The following is a 20,374-nucleotide window of genomic DNA, read 5'->3' as shown; positions in this document are numbered from 1 at the left end:
ACATCTAATATTCAAATACTATCACATGAAATTCAACATTGCAACAATGATCGCTCCCGTAGCTATTGCCCTGAGCATGGCTGCGTGCAACAACCAACCTGCTACATCAGCCCACACGGCAGACAGCACTGCTACCAAACCAACCATTACGGAAGAAGCGGTAGCCATTCAGGCAGACAGCGTTACCCTTAACAGTTTTGCTGCATTCAGCAGCGACACGGCCACTAAAAAGCCGATCGTACTGATCGTTCCTGAATGGTGGGGACTGGGTGACTATGAAAAAGGCCGTGCGAAGCAACTGGCAGAACTCGGTTACCTGGCACTTGCTATTGACTTCTATGGAGGCAGTAAGCATGCGGACAATCCTGAGCAGGCAAAAGCATTCGCAACACCATTTTACATGAATCCACAGCTGGGTTTCGGCCGACTGCAAGCCGCGCTCGCTAAAGCGAAGACCTTCCCGCAGGCAGATACTACCCGCATTGCCGCGATTGGCTACTGCTTTGGTGGCTCCATGGTCCTGAACGGTGCAAAGCTGGGGCTGCCAGTGAATGGCGTAGTAAGCTTCCACGGCGGACTGGCAACCGTACCTCCACAGAAAGGACTGACAAAAGCGCAGATCCTGGTGTGTCATGGTGCGGCGGATCCATTTGTACCAGCACAGGATGTAGCAACCTTCAAAAAACAACTGGACTCCCTGAGCATTCCTTACACTTTCAAGGAATATGCGGGTGCTACACACGCTTTTACAAATCCGGCATCAACAGCTAATGGCAAGAAGTTCAATATGCCAATTGAATATAATGCTGCTGCCGACACCGCATCTTTTAATGACATGCGTACCTTCTTCGGAGAGATCTTTAAATAAGAGCTTTAACCTGATTTTAAGGGAGCGTCTTGAAATAAGGCGCTCCTTTTATTTTTCATGCCCTAACTTTGCAGCGCAAAAGGGAATGCTCATATGCGTAAGAAGATAATACAGGCCAACTATGTGAAACTTATTATTGCCTCTGTCATGGCGGGATTGTTATCAGCCTTCCTGGCCAGCGTGCTGAAGCACATCACCGAGCATTATGAAGATCATTTCTTCAAGCGGATCTCTGGCTATTCTTACCTGTTCCTTGTTTTCCCGCTGATCGGGCTGCTACTGATACATATTCTCCGCAAATATGCTTTCAGGAAGAAGCCTAATAAGGGCATCAAGGAGATCTACCTGACCCTGGATACCCGCCGTAACGAATTACCCAGCTATAAAATACCCTCTCACTTTATCAATGGTTTCCTGACAGTTATCTTCGGAGGATCGACCGGAGTAGAGGTATCTACAGTGGTTTCAACCGCTACTATTGGCGCCGTTACCCGGCAAAAGGCCAATATTGCTAACCGCTTTAAGACAGAACTGATCTGTGCAGGAGTGGCTGGCGGTTTGACCGCCCTGTTTGGTAGTCCGCTGGTAGGATTACTCTTTGCAGTAGAAGTCATTGCCCGTAAAGTAACTAAGACAATACTGCTCAGCACAGGTGCAGCTGTACTTGTAGCCTGGGGTTTCCTGCAGTTACAGCATGAAAAGCCGTTGTTAAACCTGAGTATCACTCATTGGCAAATGAGCGCCATTCCTTACATTATCGGATTAAGCATCATAGCAGGTATCGTTTCGGTATTTTTTACCAGAACAGTCATTGCCATCAAACATCGTTTCGGTACTGTAAAAAATGATTATACCCGTATTCTGGCAGGGGCTGCTATTGTTGGTATTGGCATATTTGTGCTGCCTGCATTGTTCGGAGACAGCTATAGTGCTGTTACTGATATGATTGGCCGTTCACAGACCGAAGCTTTTACTATTCCGTTTGCGTTGACGCTGGTGGCCATTGTTTTGTTGAAACCAGTTATTTCTTCTGTAACGCTGGGCGCGGGTGGAGATGGAGGCGTATTTGCCCCGAGTATTGTAATAGGAGCGCTTTTAGGTTTACTGCTGGCGACCTTCTGCAATCATTATTTCCATACCCATCTGATCGTAGCTAATTTCATTATCATGGGTATTGCTGCTGTATTAAGTGGCAGTATACATGCACCACTGACTTCTACTTCACTGGCCTGCCGTTTATCGGGAGGATTTGTGCTGACCATTCCGGTGCTGATCGCCAGTACAGTAGCCAGGTATACTGCCAAAAAGATCTATCCTTATACAGTGTACAGCTATAAAGATCAGGTGGCTCATTAGTAGCCATATCCCAGATCGTCGGAACGCCTGGTACCCAATATTTTATAATTCATCTGATCCAGCGCCTTCACCACTTTCTCTCTGTCTTTATACAGGGACCTGTGCTGATAGTTGAAAATACCCAGTCCAAGGTGGAATAATAATCCACTGATGACGATGATTTTCAGCAGTTTCAATACGAAAGCTTTCTTCGATACCAACCATTCGTAGCAATAAAACGAATAGATCATAGGAAGCGGCAACAGCATACAGAATGTATGTGATGATGGCCCTTTTATAGAGAAGAAGAAACTGGCAAATACGAGCAGATAGGTAAAGAGATTCAGCCACCTCATTTTCTTCCATTCCTCATTGGTTGTTTTCACGAAATAAGACAGGATAAACAGGCCTACCTGTGCAAATCCAACCAGCAGCAGGAACAGGAAGAGTGGCGCTATCCACATCTGTTCCTTCAGCAACTGCCACTTTTCTTCTGAATTTCCTACTACATAAGGAATTTCAAAAGCAGCGAATGACCAGTACCTGGTAAGAATAGTAACCGCGTTGGAAACATTCTTCCAGTTAAAAACGATGTTAGCACCTACGTTCCCCGCCTGCGGATCGGGATGCAGCCAGGTAGGGATCAATGTGGCTGTACCGATGATCAGTCCGAGGAGATAGATCGCTAAGCAGCCGGCAGTCTTTTTAAATCCTTCTGTACGGAGGAAGAACAGGAAACCAATACCTGCATAAGGCAGCAGGAGTATCCATGACATATGCAGCTGCATGATCAGGGTGGTCACCAGGCCCATTATCAGAAATGCGGCCCATGGAGCGATGAATTTATCCTTTGTGACCGGTAATATTTCCAGCAGGGAAATAAAGAAAGGAATTGCCAGGGCAATGGCATAGGAAGGATTTACGACCCTTGTACTGTAATATAATACCCAGGGAGTGGTCATACACAATACCCAAATGATCCAGGCAGGAATGCCTTTTATTCTGCGTGTAATATAGTAGGCCAGCAATGAAAGGCTGGCGAAAGACATTACATTGAGTAAGATGGCAGGCATTTCGGGCAGTTTCTCAATATAAAAACCGGCGCTTACCAACAGTCCCTGCAGGCCTCCGGGAATCTGGGTATTGGTATACACCACATCGGGGCCATAAGTAGGCCAGGTACCGGTAGTGTATGATTTCAATCCGATCAGGTAGATCTGTAATTCATCAGGAAACCAGAATTCCGAACATAAGCCATAAATAACCCGGAAGATAAAGAGTCCCAGAAGGAGCAGAAACAGCTGTTTCCTATTCATAATTAGTTGTTTGTAGTTGCGGAGGGGCCAAATTACATAACTTTCTCAATTGTTCCAGTTTAAGAGAGCTCCCTACGGGGTTGAGGCATTCAGCTGCTAGCTGATAAAAGCGGGTATATGGTCAGGTAGTTACCGGTAACAATGCAGGCAACACTGCGGGCATAAAAAACCATGACCTGTCAGGTCATGGCACTATGCTGATAATACCGCTATTTCCCTTTTACTCTCCCAGCAGGAGGTCATAGAGTTCTTTTGCCATTTTCTGGTAACCAGGTGCGTTTTCCGGCTTGATAAAGTGTTTCAACGCGCCCATCTGCTGGCATTTCTTTTCGTCGGTGCCGGTTGCTGAAGCGGAAAAGGTCACCACAGGTATTTCCCTGAAAGCGTCACTTGTTTTCAGATAATACAGGATATCATATCCGTGTCCTGCGGTAGACAGGATAACGTCCGGAAACAGGATATCGGATTCCTCCATGAGATTTTTGAGGTTATCACCATCTTCCGCAATGGCCAATACATTGAACAAACCGGTATCAGCAAAGGACTCCTGAATCAGCACTTTGCCATCAACATCGTTTTCTGCTATAAGTATGTTTAGTTTTCCCATAGTTGTACAAAGGTGGGATATTCTGAGATTTCTGAAAATATTTTAGAATAAATTTTGCAGAATGAATATTTTGTCTACCTTTGCAATCCCAAACGCAATCAGCCGCGTTGGTCAATCGGCTAAGACGCCTCCCTTTCACGGAGGAATGACGGGTTCGACTCCCGTACGCGGTACCAAAAAAGGAACATCGAATGATGTTCCTTTTTTTTTATGCAATGCTACTCCTGATTCAACCCTTTAAAAAAATCCCATATCAGTGCAGGAGCGTCTACCCCTTTAGTCATATTGCCCATTTTACTGATTGGTATCCTGAAGTTCCTGTTAGGAATGGTGTGTCCTCCGTCCGATATATCAAGGAAAGAAATCTGTTTACCGGCAGCTGTGGCATAGTTTGATAGCGTCGCATTTTGAGTGATAGCAATTGTGGATTGAATATCGAATTTATCCTGTTGCAGCCAATACTGTAAAGTTTCTTTCGAACTTCTCACCTCTCCAAAGCTTTTTCCATTCAAAAAGATCTCACCTCCTTTGTATGGAACAATGGGGTCTTGTTGTCCGCTTATATAAAACAGCGATACCGGACGTATTGCATTTTCACATTTATCATTTGAAGGCGTACCCAGGTTAGCATCAATAACCGCAAATCCTTTAAACCATTGAGGATATTGTCTAGCTAAGCTCATTACCATCTCTCCCCCATTTGAATAACCAACAGCAAATACTTCGGAGGTATCAATATGATAGTTTTCCTTAAAATAACGGATGATCTGTTTTGTAAATTCAATATCGTTTATATTCATTTGGCCCGCAGGATAGGGAGCTACTTTTCTGCAACCATTCCAGTTATTCTTAAACCCATTGGGATATGCGATAATTGTGTGTTGTTCTTTATCAGACAGCTCATCAAATTCATGCCCGGTGAATATTTGCATGATATTACCATTAATACCGGAACCATGATATAAGATTATTAGCCGTGGATGCGCTGTTATCTTCTTTGGCAAGTGGTATAAAAAAGTCCTTTCCCTGCTTTCGATTTTTAAAGTGGCACTTTTCAACGGATGTAGTACATTCCAGCGATACAGGTAAAGAAACATCCCTGTCATCAATACTATTATAAAAACAATTATTCCTGTCAGCATTTTCTTGTGTTTCATTATTGCAAAAATGAGTCCCCTATAGTTTACTTTTGCTATGCGTTTACTTTTAGTAACTAGTTTCCACAACGAAACCAATCTGATAATCAAATGAATATACAGAACTGCATTACTCCCTGCACGCAAAAACCAAAATTGGTCCTGGCAATCAGAGATGCTATGGAAGTATTAAATGGCAAATGGAAGATTCTAATCATAGGTACACTGATGGCTGGAGGGAAGAAACGTTTTATGGAACTGTTAAGGGAAGTAGATGGGATCGCTGCAAAGATGTTATCGAAAGAATTGCAGGAACTGGAAATGCATAAATTAATTTCCCGCACGGTATGTAATACCAAGCCTATTACAGTAGAATATGAGATTACTGAATATGGAAAAAAACTGGAAAAGATATTACTGGAGTTAACTAACTGGGGAATGGAACACAGGGAAATGATCCTGAAGGGATAATTAAAAAGTCGTTCAAAATCTTCAACTAATGTCAGACATAGTAGCACTGCATACATTCTATAATGATATTTCTACGCAACAACCAGTACCTTTAGTCAGCGAAGCCGGGCATTTTAATATTTACAAAGTAGTCCGCCTTCAAGGAGGAATTGATATATGCAGGAGAATTGAGGAGTTGACTTCGATGCCGAGATATTACTAGATTTTAATTATGTTAAGTCAGCAATTCGAACCCGCCATACCTCTACGACACAATGACGCTTAGTCGCAGCGCTCAACCAACTGTTTTTATCATCCAAAGATGATACCAGATCGAACATCTGTCAGGCCCGCTGTACAGGAAAAGGGAACATCAAGTAATGTTTCTTATCCACAGTTAAAAGCACTCAGACAACATTCTACCTTTAATAGGGCAAACTTCCGTATCGTTGCACATCATATGAAACCAGGAAAAATCATACCTCTGCAGTTTGATGATACTATGCCCATTGGCCTAGAAATCATCCCGATTGACAACCGTTATGTGCAGGAAAGCCAAAGCCTGACCTCGCCTCACAGAGCGTCCTTTTTCTGCGTGCTATGGTTCATTGAAGGCGCTCCAACACACATGATCGATTTCGTACCTGTAACAATTAAGCCTGGCAGCTTCCTTTTTGTCGGAAAAAACAGGTTGCAATTCTTTGATCAGCATACCCTCTTTAAAGCTAAAGTGCTGCTTTTTACAGATACATTCTTTTCTATTACCATTAGTGATAATAGTTTTTTAACCAGAACTTCTTTGTTCAATCAATATGATAATAACAAATATTGCCTGTTAAAGGAATCAAATACGTTGAAAGAGTGCTGGAACTTGATTGAACAGCAAGAGAAGACAGTAATCGACAGCTATAAGCCATTGATATTAAGAAATCACCTGGCAAACTTTTTACTACAGGCAGAACGTGAAGCGGGCCTGACTATGAATAAGGCTACTGCTACAGATAACCAGCTTGAAGTTTTCTTTAATTTTAAAGATCTTTTGGAGAAACACTTTAAGGAGCAGCAGTCAGTTGCCTTTTACATTGAACAACTAAATCTTTCAGGAAAAGCGCTCTCCCGTGCCACAGAAAAACTTTCCGGTAAAACTCCAAAGCAATTAATAAACGAGAGGTTGTTGCTGGAAGCTAAACGACTATTAATTTACAATAACGAGGCTGGTAAAAGTATTGGCTATTCTCTGGGCTTCACAGATCCAACTAACTTTATCAAGTTTTTCAGAAAACATACCGGGAAAACCCCTACTGCTTTCCGGAAATTTCATCACCCTTCTGACAGGCAATAATTTACCACTAAATGGGACTTTTACACCTTTTTCTGCCTCGCCATTATATTGACCTTTGATCTGTAAAAAATCAGATCATATGTATTATCAAGTAAACGATGTCCGGCTATTGGTAGAAAGCGAAGGAAACAATAATCCCGCTTTAATATTTCTTCATTTTTGGGGTGGATCTTCAAGGACCTGGAAACAAGTCTCTGATTTATTAAAGAAAGATTATCGCTGTATTCGGATGGATCTACGCGGATGGGGTGAATCAGACAAACCACAAACTGGATATGATATCCAGTCTTTGGCAGATGATGTATTAGGTCTCGTCAGTCAGCTGCAACTGGACAATTACATTTTAGTAGGTCATTCAATGGGAGGAAAGATCGCCCAGGCAATTGCGGCAAGAATGCCTGCCGGACTAAAAAAGTTAATCCTGGTCGCTCCATCTCCGGCCGTTTCCACTATCCTGCCAGCAGAAATGGTAATGGGCATGGAAAATGCCTATACCAGCCTGGATAATATTAATCAGACAATAGATCATGTATTTAACGCCTCAGATTTACCGCCTGCTCTCAGACAAACCATAGTGGAGGATATGCAACTGCACAATACAGCATCCCGGCTGGGATGGCCTGCCGCAGCATTGACGGAGGATGTGTCTGCCGGATTATCATCTGTTAATATACCAGCACTAATAATTGCCGGCGAAAATGATATTGTAGACTCCCCCGCCCGATTGCAGGCTGAATTGGTGGCAATAATACCTGGCGTCCGAATGGTGGTTATTCCACGGGTAGGGCATCTGATAATGGTACAACAACCTGAAAAAGTGGCTGAACTAATTCATGATTTCTGTAGAAGCGAACAGTTTGTATGCTAATCTTATCAAAAGAAAATCTTGTACAAAAAAGTTCGATACATGTCCGGTCCGTTGTACGACCAGAAGAAAAGGTTATTCAGTAATGAATAACCTTTTTTCATTTCAGACCTTTTATGCTCATGTGTGCAGAAATGGCTCCGCTTTGAATAAATGGAGGATCAATAATATCTATGAAGCTAATAACGCAAGAAAGTTATATCTCCTTTTTTTTATTAAAACTACAAGGCTATAGTTTACTGATCCCCCTCTTCGTTCCCCTGATCATTCAGGATATATGGCCGCTGGCAGTCATTCTGGCTCTTGTTATAGCCATGCTTCGTACAAAACGCACTTTCACAAAAACGGTATTACTCGATGGGCCAGTACTTGAAGTAACCTATATGCAACTTCTCAAAAACAGGAAACGTCAGTTCAGGACTGCAGACACTATATTGATGTTGAGAGATCATTTCGATGTTGTGCTAAAGCGTATGCCAGGCCCGTCGTCATGGTTTTCAGTGCTGGATATTATTGAGAATAAGGAGGTGAAATTTCAGATCAGCACAAAAGAAGGATACTCAAAAGACGAACTCCTGCAGCTTATGAATGCCTTTGTTCACCAAAAAGCATTCATGGCAAAGGGAAATAATACCTAAGCGTATTCACACATTATCATACCATGCTTCTTCAACAGTGGCACTTATGTTTAGCATAGAATGTACTTATAAACATACGCTTTAAACGCCTGGTCTACTGGCAGGCGTTCCTTATTTATGCTACCCATCGCACCTATCTTCCCGCTGCCCCCCTGCTCACTCATCACAAATTCCCACTTGCTCATTTTAATTTTTATACATTAGACTACCTATCATGAATCCATCTTAAATTGAAAACAGGTTCACCGTTATGAAAAGAAGAAACTTTATTAAATCAGGCGGCCTCGCCGGCCTGGGAGCAGGGTTAACCATACTCAACTTTCCTGTGTTCGGGAAAAACGCCCCCAGCAATAAGCTGGTACTCGGCGTTATGGGTGTCAATTCCAGAGGAAACTGGCTGGCACAATGTGCAGCTAAACTACCAGGCGCTGAAATAGGCTATGTATGTGATGTGGAAGATGGCGCTATAGCAAAAGGACTGAAGGCCATCGCTGGTGCGCAGGAAAAGAAACCAACAGTTATCAGGGACGTCCGGAAACTGCTGGAGAGAAAGGATCTGGATGCGCTTTTCGTAGCCACGCCTGATCACTGGCATGCACCAGCAGCTATCATGGCAACTGCCGCTGGAAAGCATGTATATGTAGAGAAGCCCTGCGCTCATAATCCGGCGGAAGGGGAAATGCTGGTTGCTGCTGCAAAAAAATTCAACCGTCTTGTACAGATGGGCAGTCAGCGACGTTCCTGGCCCAATATGCAACAGGCATTTAGAGAAATAAAAGAACAACATGTACTGGGTAAGGTCTATTATGGCAAAAGCTGGTATCTGAACAACCGTAAGCCAATCGGCACCGGCAAAAAAGTGCCTGTTCCTGATACCCTTAACTGGGATCTCTGGCAGGGGCCTGCTCCCCGTCGCGACTATCTGGACAACATCGTACATTATGACTGGCACTGGCGCTGGCATTGGGGCACGGCAGAGACCTGTAATAACGCCACGCATGAACTGGACTGCCTACGTTGGTTCATGGACCTGGACTTCCCTACTAAAGTGACATCAGCTGGTGGACGCTATGCTTATCCGAAAGACGACTGGGAGACACCTGATACACAGACGCTCAACTTCGAGTTTGAAGGCGGGAAGGCGATCTCCTGGGAAGGCCGGAGCTGTAATAACTACGGACTGGAAGGCAGCGACCGGGGCTTTGCTATCTTTGGAGAAAATGGTACGTTATACGTTCCCGGTAATGACAGTTATAAGATAGTGGACAATCAGGGGAAAGTGGTCAAAGAGGTAAAACAGGCCGCACCAAGTGAGCAGCGGGCCACCAATCTAGTGAGTCCTGCAGGTGAATATTACGATGCTATTCACATCAGTAACTTCCTCGAGAGCATCAGGGGTAAGGCAAAACTGAATGCGGAGATCAATATCGGCTACCGTAGTACACTACTGCCGCTCCTGGGAAATATTGCACAACGCAGCGGCAGCATATTACATACTGACCCTTCCAATGGACATATCCTCAATAATGCGGAAGCTGCACAACTCTGGCAGAGAGAGTATGAGAATGGCTGGGCACCAAAAATATAGACTAAAAACTACCGTCCGCCAGTTCACTCATACAGGAATGGCGGACGGCCCTAGTTACGTAAAATTGCTTCTGTTGTAATAGTAATGTTCAATATCATACTAATGGGGCAGTTCCGCTTTGCCTCCTGAACACACGCTTCAAATGCAGCCTGGTCCATCCCTCTCACTTTTCCTGTCACCACGAGACGAACGGCAGTGATAGCGCCATTTTCGAAATTAATATAGGCGTTTGTTTCCAACGCTTCAGGAAAGTAGCTTGTTTCATCCAGCACAAAGCTCAGCTTCATGGTAAAGCATCCCGCATGCGCAGCTGCCAGCAGTTCTTCCGGATTGGTGCCTCGGTCACTGGTAAACCTGCTGGCAAAAGAATAGATATTTTTATCAAGCGCTCCGCTCTGTGTAGTCATATGCCCGCCGCCATCTTTCCCTGAACCATGCCATACGGCCTTCGCATAACGTTTCATGGATCGGGTCACTTTAGGTACGTATTCAGTGTTGCGCTATCCAGTTCAGGATATTGTCTGCATCTTCTTTCCAGGTAGGTAAACCTAACACATAGTGATTACGGTCTCTTTCCTGAAAATCTACTACGGAGGAATTATTATAACGCTTATATACACGTTTTGAGAGTGAAGGTGGTATACATTGATCTTCTGTTCCCGCGAGGATCAGCAACGGCCCCTGTGGCTTTTTAAAATCGACTTTAGCGGTATTGCTCAGGGCTCCTCTGATCGCTCTCCTCGATTCAGGAATGGTGAGCTGCTCATAGCTGGTTTGCTGCTCGGCCAGCGACATGCCATTTGTAAAAGCAAACTGCCATGTTTTGAATGGCATCAGGTAGGTGGTATTGACTGTAGAAAAAAATCCCAGCGCTGCTGTATTAGATTTAAGGAAATTCAGTTCGATAGGGAAAACTCCTTTAGGAGGTACAGCCTGAATGGCAACAGCTGCTTCGCCGTACCCTCTGTTCAGCAATACCTGCGCCATCATACCCCCAAACGAGTGACCTATCAGTATAGGCTTCTCAGGTAGTTTTTTGATCTCGGTGATATGTCGCTCTAATACCTGCGGAAGGTCTACAGCCGCCAGGGCCATATTGGGCTGACGGCTTCTTAGCGCTGCAGGATCGCCCTCCTTCTGAGGCCAGGCGGGTGCAATTGTTCTATACCCCTGGCTCTGAAAATAACGGCTCCAGTCATCCCAGCAACGGTTACTCACATATGCTCCGGTAAGAAATACAATGGTTTTTGATCTGATCTTTTCCATAGCGGTTGATATTTAAGGTCTGCTGTCAAAGCTACCTTAGTACCAGAGCTGTATCAATGTAAAATCAGGTTATTCCGCTGTACATTTTATTCGCGGAAGCGTAATTCTTCCTTATTAATTCCAAGCTTACGGATACGGTAATTCAGTGTAGAGACATTCATGGATAACAGCTCTGCTGCCCCACCTTTTCCAAAGATCTTACCATTACATCGCCTCAGCACTTCAACAATGTGCTCCCGTTCATTTTCCTGTATCGTTTTTACACGCTCTTCCCGGGGTGGAGGGGTATAGTCGATCTTCTCCGGCAAAATGATATGGTTAATTGTATTCCCCTCGCACATTAATACGGCCCGCTCGATGAGATGTTCCAGCTCCCGGATATTCCCCGGCCAGGAATATAATGTTAGCATTTCCATGACCTTAGGACTGACAGCCATTGCGGATTTCTCGAAATTACGGCAATGGATGTCCAGAAAATAATCTACCAGTGCCGGAATATCGTCACGCCTTTCCCTCAATGGCGGCAGATGTAATGGAAATACATTCAGCCGGTAATAAAAATCCATACGGAACCGGCCGTCGGCCACTTCCTTCTCCAGGTTCCTGCTGGTAGCCGAAATGATCCGTACGTCCACCTTTTGTGCGTGGCTGGAACCGATACGTTCTATTTCCCTGTCCTGCAATACGCGAAGCAATTTCACCTGCATATCAACCGGCATCTCTCCTATTTCATCCAGGAAGATAGTCCCACCATTTGCCTGCTCAAACTTACCGATCCGTCTTTCCAGCGCACCGGTAAACGCTCCTTTCTCATGGCCGAATAACAGCGATTCTATTAGTTCGGACGGTAGGGCAGCACAATTTACCTTTATCAATGGCCGGGATGCCCTGTTGGACAACCGGTGTATTAGCTCAGCCATCTTTTCCTTACCAGTCCCGCTTTCCCCCGTTATCAGCACAGAAGTCTCAGAAGGAGCTACGATGGACAGATGCTGCAATACCTGCTGGAGCCGCAAACCGTCCCCTACAAACCCATACTGCCGCAAGTCAGGCAATACAAATCTTTTATTATTGTCCACGCCTTTCCGCATGATAGCATCCAGACTGTTTGCATGCAGGTAACGCGCGATCTCCAATGTTGTCAATACTTCTCTTTCCCGGAAAGGTTTTACCAGGAAACCATACGGGAAGGTGGTCTTCGCCTGATCAAGCGTCTGTTTGGTCGAATTGGCAGACAGGTAGATAAATGCAATATTCTGCTGACGTAATATTCTGGCAAGATCAATACCGGTTTGCTTACCTTTCAGATAGATATCCACCAGCACAAAGTCAGGGATATCTTCTTCAATCATCTGCAATGCCTCTTCCACAGAAACAGCGATGCCGCTTACTGTGTAGCCGGCACGCTCCATGATCATCTGTAGGTTGTTCGCTTCAATGAAGATATCTTCTACTATCAGTATTTTTTCCTTCATGTCTTGTTCCTGAATGATTTGAATATGCTCCTGTCTGTTGGTATAATTACGTGTAACGCGGATCAGGTAGGTTATGGCTTCCTGACGATATAATTCTGTTCTTTAAGAATACCGAGCTTTCTGATCCTATGATTAAGGGTGGACACATGCATACCCAGTATTTCTGCCGCACCACCGGGGCCAAATATCTTGCCACGACACTTACCTAATACACCCAATATATATTCCCGTTCTACGTCTTCCAGTGTTCTTGTAAAATCTTCTTCCTGTTTTACTTTTATGTCTGACCGGGGTTGCGCTGATAAATTGATCTCGCGGATAACACTTCCCTGCGTCAGCAATACGCTCCGCTCTAACACATGTTCCAGTTCTCGGACATTTCCTGGCCAGTTGTAAGCCACCAGCTGTTTCATGGCGGTACTGGACAACTTAATATTCTTCCTTCCGGCGCTTCTCGCAAAGCGTTCCATAAAATGAGCTGCCAGTAAGGGAATATCTTCCTTCCTATCCCGTAACGGTGGCAATACGATCGGGAATACGTTTAACCGGTAGAAAAGATCACTCCTGAAACGGCCTTCTGCTACTTCCTTCTGCAGATTCCTGTTTGTCGCCGCAATGATCCTTACATCTGTCTTGATAGTACTTTTCCCTCCTACTCGTTCAATCTCTTTTTCCTGGATAGCACGTAGCAACTTTACCTGCAGATCCAGTGGCATTTCTCCTATCTCGTCAAGAAAAAGCGTACCATGATTAGCCAGTTCAAATTTGCCGATCCTGCGTTCTACAGCGCCGGTAAAGCTTCCCCTCTCATGACCAAACAACTCACTTTCTATGAGACTTGCAGGCAATGCGGCACAATTCACTTTCACCATCAGTTTATGTTTTCTGGGTGATGAGTTGTGAATGGCCCTTGCGATCAGCTCTTTGCCTGTACCAGTCTCTCCCAGTATCAGGACGGTACTCTGAGCAAAAGAAACCTGCGATAACATATGAAATACGCGCTGCATTTCAGGACCTGCACCTATAATGTCGGTGTAGGTATAGGCGCTGCTGATCTCCTGTTGCAGATATAACTTCTCTTCTTCCAGCTTCTCTTTATACCCATTGATCTCCATTAGTTGCTGGGCAATCTTTTCGTCTGCCAGTATATTAGCCACGGCTACGGCCACCTGATCGGATACGCCTTTCAGCAAATGCAGGTCTTTCTGCCGAAATGAATTTCTTTCTTCAGATAGCATGGTAATAAAACCAATATCTTCATTCTGGTTCACCAGTTTGACACCGGCTATTTCCTTAATTCCCTGATCAAATATAAACTGGATACCAGGATGCTTGCCTGGGTTCTTCATTAACAAATTCTCTATAAAAAAGAGTTCCGGCTTATCAGAATGTAACAATATATCATGAATACCATCAGCAATAGGATATTCTGCGAAAGCGATCTCCTTAAATGCCGGATGCATGGCCCGTCCGTCACCAACATGTGCTACCATTACCCTGAAGGCTGTTTTTTCTGCATTGAATAATCCGACGGTGATATCGTTGAAGTGAAAGATACTTCTCAGTCGCTGCCGCATTACAGCGATCAATGCTTCCGTACCTCTTGTTCTGGCTATATCTGCACTCAGAGACAACAGGATCTCCTTTTCTTTTTCCCTTTGCTGAATAGCCTCGCTGGCCAGCATATTGGCTACAGAACCGGATAGATGGTAAGAAAATCGCTCTATCAGTCGCAGGTCTGACGCGGAGAATGAATGAGCCTTTTCCGCCAGCAATACCATCCCACCAAAGATCTCATTGTTATGGATCAGTCGTACACCCGCTATCTCAGCTATTCCGGCATCGGCAAGAAAATCAAAATGAATGCCCCCCCGTTGCTGTAATTGTGCTACAGAAAGCAATACAGCCCCTTCAGCTTCCATGACCACATTATGCAGGCCGTCCTGTAGCGGATATTCCCGGAAAGCAATCGTTTCAAAATCCTGGTGCTGGTTTGTAGTTTCGCAATCTTCCAGGATCGTCTTATAGGTACCTTTAGGGAGATTATACTGTACAATGGCAATGTCAGCAAACTTCAAACGTGTTTGCAAGGTTTTCTTCACCCGGTGTATGAGTATCCTTCTATCAGAAATACTGGCAATGGCATGGCTGATGGATAGCAGCATTTCATTTTCACTATCTCTGGCCTGTATGTATTCATGATAAAAAATATTTGACATAGCGGTGGCCAGCTGATAAGAAACTGCCCTGATCAGGTTCATAGCGTTCTCACCAAACCATCCTTTTCCATCAGCACAGAACAGTATAATACCTAACGCCTGCTGACTACCATCCCTGAGCGCTACTCCTACACATTCCTTCACGCCTGCGCGGAACTGCATAACTGTATATTCCGGCGCATCAGCTCTGCTGGCTTCTTTTTCAGTATCTATCAGTACCGGCGCATCAGCAGCGAGCACTTTATCTATAATCCCATCTCTGACAGTATGCCAACGGGAGGTGATCTCATTGTAATTAGGATCGGAGCGGCTGGTAGACTGCGGGTCTAGCAAAAACGCCGCACAAGAGAGACCATCATCACTAAACCTGACTACCAGGCTGTAAGTGAACCTGAACAACTGTTTCAATTCGGTATTGATAATGTCCAGCAATCCACTTCTGTCTTTCACTCTGCTGATCGCGTCACTGAGTGTGAGCATGGCTTCCCTTTCCCGCATACGCTGTTCGATCTCTTCTCTCGACATAATATTTACCACTGCAAGAGAAATATGACTAGCCACTAACCTGACCACCGGGAATATCGCAGAAGAATAATCTCCCGATGTCTTTGAGAAAAATGATAGCACACCAATGATCTCATTTTCGGAAAGTAATCCGCAATTCAGTGTCTCCTGTACACCCGCTTCATATATGATGAGCATATTAGCGGTTAGTTGCCCCTTCTCGTTCATTTCTTTCAATGAGCAGACGAAAGGCTCACCAGTGGCGATAGCGTCCGCTATCCAGTCCTCCCCTACCGGCCATTCACTGGTAACCAGTTCCTGGTATTGTTCATGCCCTTTTATTATAGAAGAAGTATCCAGCATGAACGCTTTGTAGAAACGTTTATCTTGAGAGGGGACCGAAATAGTACAATGTGTAAACGGAAAGATACTGCTGAGACGCTCCTTCATCAGGTGCATCAATTCACTCTTGGCTGTTACCCTGGCTATATCCATCGTGAGTGACAGCAATAGCTGCTGCAATGCCGGATCCTGTTCCCAGGACTTTACAGCTGTGGAAGAACGGTCTTTCGACGTGACAGATTTTGATCGAGGCATGTGGTGATTTTTTTCGCCGGGTGATGCACAGTACGGCCACTTTTATAAGTCTTATCGTCAAGCGTTATGCCACGCTCCTAAATAGTTGGTTATAAGTTATTTAAAAGAACAACCTTCCTTGTAACATTGTTCATATATGAACAAATTACCAAAAAATTATCGAAATATGAATAACTGCCTTGCTATGGCTGAAAGTACATTTTTAGCCTACGGTTCAGTCCTGAAATACCAATAATAAAGTGACCAATTAACGATATATGACTATTAAAGAAAAATCGCACCATCCATAACAGCATAATAAACAACAACTTACAACATGGCACCAGATTAGCATACTATATCCTCGAACTGAAACCACTACATTATGAGCAGTAAAATCCTATACGGCACAGTAGCAGATGTAATGCCAGCAACCCAGGCGCCCCGTAAACCAGTAAAGGCTGACAAGAATGACCACTTTGAATTTCACAGACTGGAAACAATCAGGAAAGACCATCATCTGGTAAATGGACAGCAGGAACGGCTACAATACTTTGAAATCATCTGGATGCAGGACGGTACGGGTTGCATTGGTATTGACACAGTGCAACATACCATCCGTAGCAATATGATCTATTGTCTTACACCCGGACAGGTAAGGCAGTGTAACCTCCGGCATGATCCAAGGGGATATTATATCTCTTTCTCACAGGACTTCCTGTATCGCTGGGCCACCTATACCATGGGTACCACATGGCTGGACACACACATATATGGTACGGGCCTTTCCGTTATAGCAGCAGATGCGGACATGCAATACGAGATTGAAGACCTCATGACCAAAATGTCCAAGGAATATACTAACCATTATCTATTACGTTCTGAGGTACTGGCTGGTCTCCTTAACATACTGGTCATCTACTTCTCCCGGCGCCAGCAGATCAGGGTCAACGAACTGGTACAATCAAAAGAAATAGAACTGGTACAGCGGTTTATTGCCCTGGTAAAAGTACATTTCAGAACAATGAAATTTGTGGCAGATTATGCCAGTGAACTATGTGTGACCGCAAACCATCTGAACCGGATTGTGAAGAAAATAACCGGCACGCCTGCCAGCTCACATATACAACAACATATCATCATGGAGGCGAAAAGACAGGCTTTGCATTCCAATGTCAGTATGAAGGAAATTGCCTACCTGCTGGGGTTTGATGATCATTCACACTTCAGTAAATATTTCAAGAACAACTCTGGTATGAACTTTACCAGCTTTAAAAAGGGATTAACAGAAGTTACAGCAGAAAGCACTCTTTAACGATGCAGATACTGACATCACGTTATTTCTCACGTCAGCACAGACACACTATTCACCCAAATATACAACTGACCACACTATTCCTCCATTGACGCCCGCATACGCATATGATAGCTTTGTAGATAGCGGATATTATCAAACATCATAAATAGAAGCAAATGACAAAGCAATCAATGAAGAACATCCTGGCCGCAGGTACGATTGCAGCTGCCAGTGTAGTGAATAATGCAGAGGCACAGACCAAAGTACTCGATCCAGCAAAAGACCCGGCAATAGAAGTACGTACAAAAGCCTTTCTGAATGCGCTGAACAGCGGTGGAGGCAAGCCAATGGAACAAATGACCGCTGCAGATGCCCGCAAAGTACTTGAAGGAGCACAATCATCGGTAAAGGTTGACCTATCAGGAATCGATGTTACAGAAAAGATGATTACGGAAGATGGCGTCAACGTCAAGATCTTTATTGTACGCCCCTCTGGTGTAACAACACCATTACCGGCCTTCATGTTCTTTCATGGCGGAGGATGGGTGCTGGGCGATTTCCCAACCCACCAGCGCTTTGTAAGGGACCTGGTAGTGTATGCTGGTGTAGCCGCAGTATTTGTAGAGTACAGTCGCTCCCCGGAAGTAAAATATCCGGTGGCACTTAACGAAACCTATGCTGCTACCAAATGGATTGCGGCTCACGGTGCCGAAGTAAACATTGACGGTACACGTCTTGCCGTAGTTGGCAACAGCGCAGGAGGCAACCTCACCGCCGCCACGGCACTGATGGCGAAAGACAAGAAAGGACCTGAACTGAAGTTCCAGCTACTCTTCTGGCCGGTGACGGACGCTAACTTTGAAACGGTTTCATACAACCAGTTTGCAACGTCCCGCTTTCTCACTAAAAACATGATGATATGGTTTTGGGATAACTACGTTCCAAAAACACAACGTAAAGAGATCTATGCAGCACCATTACAGGCTAGTCTGCAGCAATTGAAAGGTTTACCCCCTACATTGGTACAAACGGCAGAAAATGACGTACTACGTGATGAAGGAGAAGCATATGCCCGTAAACTGGATGAAGCAGGCGTACCCGTTACGCTTGTCAGAATACAAGGGATGATACATGACTACGGGCTGCTGAACCCATTGGCTGACGTACCGGCAGTACAATCAGCACTAAGAGCCGCTGCGGCAGAACTCAAAAATGCCTTAAAGTAGTATTCCTGATCATAAGAAGGGTGTCTTGTGCTGATTATGCGTCAAATGCGCAACCAGCACGAGGCATCCTTCTTATATTAAAAGCAATCCCCATAACTCCTCCTCTGATTTATCCTATTTTTCCTAGGATCCGTACAATGATCTCCTGAAAATCGTACCCGAATAATAAGTACCTTTCTGCCCAATAATCAAAGTTCCATGACTACTATCACCGTTGAGTGGATGCGCGCTATTGAAACACTTCATGGCGTACCCGATAACCAGCTGCAATGGTTCATTGACAACAGTGAACGCAGAGAGATACCAGCAGGGTCATTCGCTTTTAATGTAGGCGAACCAATGACCGGCACACATGTAATATTATCAGGCGAAATCAGAATATGTCAGATGCAGAATAACGAACTGCGGGAACTGATGATCGCTGAGTCAGGGCGTATCCTTGGCTACCTGCCATTCTCACGCGGAATGACTTCGTCTGTGGCGGGTGAAGCCATTGGTGACGTGATTATATACACCCTGCCCATGGACAAAATAGAGCCCATGATCAGGCATCACTTTGAACTGACGCAGGCGCTTGTACATATCATGACCAATCGTGTACGTGATTACACCTCTTTCATTCGTCAGGGTGAAAAGATGATGGCGTTGGGTAAACTCTCCGCTGGACTGGCACATGAGCTAAATAATCCTGCCGCAGCCGTTGTACGTGGGGCTCATTCTATGAAGAAACACCTGCAGTTACAACCAGAATTCTTTAAAAAGATCATGGAGATAAAAATGGATGAAGCTGCCATTGATCTTGTAAAAGAGAAGATGTTTGAAATATTATCCAAGCATAATACACATAAAACACCACTGACACTCATTCAGCGTTCACAAATGGAAGACGACCTCACGGACTGGCTGGATGACCTGGATGTGGAAAACAGTGCAGAGCTGGCCGAAAATTTTGTAGAATTTGGTTTCACCATTGACGATCTCGATACTTTCAAACAAAAACTGGGAGCGAAAGATGTATCTCCGGTATTCAACTGGATCAACAACAACCTGATCACAGAAAAGATCGTCTCTGATATTGAAGAAGCCTCCAAACGTATCGCTGATCTTGTAGGTTCCGTGAAAACATTCACCCACATGGACCAGGGATATGACAAGCAGCTGACCAACATCCATGATGGCCTGCGCACCACACTATCCATTCTGCAATACAAAATACGCAAAGGGAATATTGAGGTGACTGAACAATACGATACCAGTTTGCCTCCCCTGCGTGCCCTGATCGGAGAATTAAACCAGGTATGGACCAACATCATTGATAATGCCCTTGATGCCATGGAGGTAAACAAAAAAGGTAAACTGACCATCAAAACAGAAAGGGATAAAGATTGTCTTAAAGTCATCATCACAGATGATGGTCCGGGCATACCAGCACACATTTTAGAAAGGATTTTTGACCCGTTCTTTACAACAAAAGATCCTGGCAAGGGAACGGGGTTGGGACTGGACATCGTATCACAGATCGTACGCCAGCACAAAGGATATCTGAAAGCAGAATCCAAACCGGGAGAGACACGTTTTATTGTATCTCTTCCCATCCAGGGATAGGTGAAACTGAAGTTTATATAAGTTAATTTTGAATTGACTTATGCCATTTTAAGAACAGAAA

18 protein-coding genes and 1 tRNA gene are annotated in these 20,374 nt (G+C 44.6%); 11 read left to right on the top strand and 8 right to left on the bottom strand.

Translation table 11 applies throughout. The features are described from left to right. Nucleotides 1-25: 25 nt before the first annotated feature. Together GWR21_RS22285 and GWR21_RS22280 are read left to right on the top strand one after the other, a co-directional pair. The gene (locus tag GWR21_RS22285; protein WP_162333881.1) at nt 26-868 is read left to right on the top strand and encodes a dienelactone hydrolase family protein; all 843 of its coding nucleotides are present in this window, start codon (nt 26-28) and stop codon (nt 866-868) included. A 93-nt stretch (nt 869-961) separates the two neighbouring features. Continuing rightward, nucleotides 962-2,224: a chloride channel protein gene (locus GWR21_RS22280; RefSeq protein ID WP_162333880.1), complete on the top strand. Its 1,263-nt coding sequence runs from the start codon at nt 962-964 to the stop codon at nt 2,222-2,224. Here GWR21_RS22280 and GWR21_RS22275 read toward each other — a convergent pair. Further along, nucleotides 2,221-3,519: a hypothetical protein gene (locus GWR21_RS22275; protein ID WP_162333879.1), complete on the bottom strand. Its 1,299-nt coding sequence runs from the start codon at nt 3,517-3,519 to the stop codon at nt 2,221-2,223. The genes GWR21_RS22280 and GWR21_RS22275 overlap by 4 nt on opposite strands. A gap of 220 nt (nt 3,520-3,739) precedes the next feature. Continuing rightward, a complete protein-coding gene (locus tag GWR21_RS22270; protein ID WP_162333878.1) occupies nt 3,740-4,126 on the bottom strand; it encodes a response regulator in 387 nt (128 codons plus the stop codon). Nucleotides 4,127-4,227: 101 nt separating this feature from the next. Between GWR21_RS22270 and GWR21_RS22265 the strand changes: the two genes are divergently transcribed. Then, nucleotides 4,228-4,302 (top strand) — tRNA-Glu (locus tag GWR21_RS22265). Nucleotides 4,303-4,344: 42 nt separating this feature from the next. On the opposite strand, the gene GWR21_RS22260 is transcribed toward GWR21_RS22265, so the two are convergent. Continuing rightward, on the bottom strand, nt 4,345-5,283 hold the full coding sequence (locus GWR21_RS22260) for an alpha/beta hydrolase family esterase (RefSeq protein WP_162333877.1): 939 nt from the start codon (nt 5,281-5,283) through the stop codon (nt 4,345-4,347). A 159-nt stretch (nt 5,284-5,442) separates the two neighbouring features. On the opposite strand from GWR21_RS22260, the gene GWR21_RS22255 reads away from it, so the two are divergent. The 4 genes from GWR21_RS22255 to GWR21_RS22240 all read left to right on the top strand — a co-directional run bounded on the left by GWR21_RS22255 (nt 5,443) and on the right by GWR21_RS22240 (nt 8,557). Continuing rightward, complete coding sequence (locus GWR21_RS22255; RefSeq protein ID WP_089834650.1) at nt 5,443-5,733, top strand: winged helix-turn-helix transcriptional regulator; 291 nt, start codon at nt 5,443-5,445, stop codon at nt 5,731-5,733. A 301-nt stretch (nt 5,734-6,034) separates the two neighbouring features. After that, nucleotides 6,035-7,054, top strand: a complete 1,020-nt coding sequence (locus tag GWR21_RS22250) for a helix-turn-helix domain-containing protein (protein WP_162333876.1) — start codon at nt 6,035-6,037, stop codon at nt 7,052-7,054. 79 nt (nt 7,055-7,133) lie between these two features. Then, the gene (locus tag GWR21_RS22245; RefSeq protein ID WP_162333875.1) at nt 7,134-7,922 is read left to right on the top strand and encodes an alpha/beta fold hydrolase; all 789 of its coding nucleotides are present in this window, start codon (nt 7,134-7,136) and stop codon (nt 7,920-7,922) included. Between the two features lie 170 nt (nt 7,923-8,092). Continuing rightward, entirely contained in the window at nt 8,093-8,557 is a 465-nt protein-coding gene (locus tag GWR21_RS22240) for a hypothetical protein (protein ID WP_162333874.1), read from the top strand. 50 nt (nt 8,558-8,607) lie between these two features. Here GWR21_RS22240 and GWR21_RS31720 read toward each other — a convergent pair whose 3' ends face one another. Then, nucleotides 8,608-8,742, bottom strand: a complete 135-nt coding sequence (locus GWR21_RS31720; RefSeq protein WP_262888465.1) for a hypothetical protein — start codon at nt 8,740-8,742, stop codon at nt 8,608-8,610. A 65-nt stretch (nt 8,743-8,807) separates the two neighbouring features. Here GWR21_RS31720 and GWR21_RS22235 point away from each other — a divergent pair, with 65 nt between their 5' ends. Further along, nucleotides 8,808-10,145, top strand: a complete 1,338-nt coding sequence (locus GWR21_RS22235; protein ID WP_162333873.1) for a Gfo/Idh/MocA family protein — start codon at nt 8,808-8,810, stop codon at nt 10,143-10,145. Nucleotides 10,146-10,195: 50 nt separating this feature from the next. Here the strand turns inward: GWR21_RS22235 and GWR21_RS22230 are convergent, their stop codons facing one another. The 4 genes from GWR21_RS22230 to GWR21_RS22215 form a co-directional block, all read right to left on the bottom strand. Further along, complete coding sequence (locus GWR21_RS22230; RefSeq protein WP_162333872.1) at nt 10,196-10,609, bottom strand: OsmC family peroxiredoxin; 414 nt, start codon at nt 10,607-10,609, stop codon at nt 10,196-10,198. 25 nt (nt 10,610-10,634) lie between these two features. Then, nucleotides 10,635-11,411, bottom strand: a complete 777-nt coding sequence (locus tag GWR21_RS22225; RefSeq protein WP_162333871.1) for an alpha/beta hydrolase — start codon at nt 11,409-11,411, stop codon at nt 10,635-10,637. An 86-nt stretch (nt 11,412-11,497) separates the two neighbouring features. Then, complete coding sequence (locus GWR21_RS22220) at nt 11,498-12,886, bottom strand: sigma-54-dependent transcriptional regulator (RefSeq protein WP_162333870.1); 1,389 nt, start codon at nt 12,884-12,886, stop codon at nt 11,498-11,500. A gap of 71 nt (nt 12,887-12,957) precedes the next feature. Next, on the bottom strand, nt 12,958-16,206 hold the full coding sequence (locus tag GWR21_RS22215; protein WP_162333869.1) for a sigma 54-interacting transcriptional regulator: 3,249 nt from the start codon (nt 16,204-16,206) through the stop codon (nt 12,958-12,960). A 364-nt stretch (nt 16,207-16,570) separates the two neighbouring features. Between GWR21_RS22215 and GWR21_RS22210 the strand changes: the two genes are divergently transcribed. From GWR21_RS22210 to GWR21_RS22200, 3 genes are all read left to right on the top strand, one after another. After that, nucleotides 16,571-17,500 (top strand): helix-turn-helix domain-containing protein, encoded by a 930-nt coding sequence (locus GWR21_RS22210; protein WP_162333868.1) that lies wholly within the window; start codon nt 16,571-16,573, stop codon nt 17,498-17,500. A 158-nt stretch (nt 17,501-17,658) separates the two neighbouring features. Beyond that, nucleotides 17,659-18,708, top strand: a complete 1,050-nt coding sequence (locus GWR21_RS22205) for an alpha/beta hydrolase (RefSeq protein WP_202928978.1) — start codon at nt 17,659-17,661, stop codon at nt 18,706-18,708. Nucleotides 18,709-18,906: 198 nt separating this feature from the next. Beyond that, nucleotides 18,907-20,313 carry an ATP-binding protein gene (locus GWR21_RS22200; RefSeq protein WP_162333867.1) on the top strand — a complete coding sequence of 469 codons (1,407 nt, stop codon included), beginning with the start codon at nt 18,907-18,909 and terminating at the stop codon, nt 20,311-20,313. Nucleotides 20,314-20,374: the final 61 nt, after the last annotated feature.

The sequence above is a fragment of the Chitinophaga agri genome, assembly GCF_010093065.1.
GTDB lineage: Bacteria > Bacteroidota > Bacteroidia > Chitinophagales > Chitinophagaceae > Chitinophaga > Chitinophaga agri.
The sequence above is the reverse complement of the archived record's forward strand: the minus strand, read 5'-3'. Positions and strand labels throughout refer to the sequence as shown.